Source organism: Vibrio sp. 10N.222.46.A1 (assembly GCF_041473595.1).
Lineage (GTDB): Bacteria > Pseudomonadota > Gammaproteobacteria > Enterobacterales > Vibrionaceae > Vibrio > Vibrio tasmaniensis_A.
This window is the reverse complement of record NZ_JBFRSN010000871.1, coordinates 1-1,952: the sequence shown is the minus strand read 5'-3', so window position 1 is coordinate 1,952 and position 1,952 is coordinate 1. Positions and strand designations below refer to the sequence as shown.

General features: G+C 45.0%; 2 protein-coding genes. Both read left to right on the top strand.

What is annotated here, in order from left to right; genetic code table 11:
• On the top strand, positions 1-673 hold a 673-nt coding region (locus AB4496_RS21345; protein WP_372131882.1), incomplete at its 5' end, for an ATP-binding cassette domain-containing protein.
• Positions 667-1,952: ABC transporter ATP-binding protein (locus AB4496_RS21340; RefSeq protein ID WP_372131880.1), on the top strand; the 1,286-nt coding region annotated here is incomplete at its 3' end. The genes AB4496_RS21345 and AB4496_RS21340, both read left to right, overlap by 7 nt.

Genomic DNA, 1,952 nt, shown 5'->3' with positions numbered 1-1,952 from the left:
TCCAGCAGGTAAGAAAGTGGGTGTGCTAGGCGGAATCGGAGCGGGTAAAACGACATTAGTGAATTGCTTGAACCATCACTTGGATGTACCAGAAGGTTCGGTTTTTCTTGGCGAAAGAGATGTCACTAGCTTCTCGCGCAGTGATTTGCGCCGTTACGTGAAAACCGTGACGCAAGACCCTTATCTGTTTTCTGCAACCGTCGAAGACAATATCCGCTTCGGTAGCTTAGATACTGACTTGGCAAAGAGTCAGGTTGATGAGGTTTTAGAACTGAGTCAGTTAGCCAATGACGTTACACGTTTTGAGCATGGCGACCAAACCTTAGTCGGTGAGAAAGGGATCATGTTGTCGGGTGGTCAGAAACAGCGCTTGAGCATTGCGCGATCTTTATTGCAACCCACCGACCTGATCATCATGGACAACGTTCTATCGGCTGTCGACTATGAAACAGAACGTAAGATTTTAGAGGGCTTGTTTAAGCGCTTGGAAAATCAATCGGTACTTGTGGTTTCACACCGTGTTAATGCCCTTGAATATATGGATGAAATTATCGTGTTGAACGAAGGTAAGGTGATTGCGAAGGGCGACCACGCGACGTTATTGAAAACGTGCGATTACTATTACGATACATGGCAGTTACAGCAGAATGAAACGGAGGCAGCAGCATGTTAAAAGGTGTTGATCTCAAGTACCTCAAGCACTTTTTTAAGTTTGCTAAGAAATACAAAGGCTCTGCGATTCTGGGCATCGCTATGCTTCCTCTTTCTGTCATCACGAGCTTGTTGTTCCCTTGGCTGATCATTCAAGTGATCGATGTTCACCTGAGTCATGGGGATATGGATGGTCTGCTCGAATACGTCTTCTATCTCGTTGCCGTGCTGGTGGCGAGCTATGTGGTGGATACCACCTATTCGTACAACCTGCGTAAAACCGGGCAATACACGATAACTGACATGCGCTCAGTGTTGTTTGCTCGTGTGCTCAAACTACCACGCAGCTATTTTGATAACACACCGATTGGCGTCACGCTTTCACGACTAACCAGCGACTTGGAAACCATCGGCGAGACGTTTGTTCAATCGGTTGTTGGTCTAGTGAAGGACAGTATCAATACCATTGCTCTGTTGGTAATGATGTTCTTCATTGATTGGCAATTAACGATGATTGTTTTGATCATTATGCCGCCTGTGATGTATTTGACGGTGTACGTGAGAAACCGACTTCGTGAACTGTACAAGGTGACTCGTTCTTCGCTCGCTCGTGGTATTGGCTTTTTACAAGAAGTCTTATTTGGTATGAAAACCGTTCAGATGTACCGAGCGGAAGATCAAGTAGAACAGCGTTACCAAGGCTATACCGATGAGTTTTTAAGAGCGCAGAAAAAGATAAATAAATACGATGCGATTTTGTTCTCGTTTATCTCTGGCATCACCTCTATCACCATCGCAATTATGATCTGGTATGGCTCTGAGCAAGTGATAGAAGGGGCACTCACGTTGGGTGTGCTAATTGCGTTCATCAACACCTTAGAGAAAGTGTTTGTGCCGATCCGTGACTTTACTTCGCAGATTGCTTCGATTCAGAGTTCATTTGCAGCGTTTGACCATATTGAAGAGCTGTTTGTTGAGCCGACTGAAGAAGAAGGGCGCAACCTGTTGCTATCGAGCAAGGTTGAAAAACAGCTCGAACAGTTTGTGAGCCTAGAGTTTAAGAACGTGAGCTTCCGTTACAAAGACGACTCTCCTTATGTTCTAAATAATGTATCGTTTTTATTGGAGAAAGGGCATCAAATCGCGCTTGTAGGTTCGACGGGGTCAGGTAAGTCGACGGTTCTGCGTCTAATCTCTAAAACCTACCAAGACTATGAAGGCAGCATTTTGTTGAATGGATTAGAGCTGTCTCAGATCTCAAGCGAAGACTCTGCTCATTTGTTCTCAATGATGATGCAAGA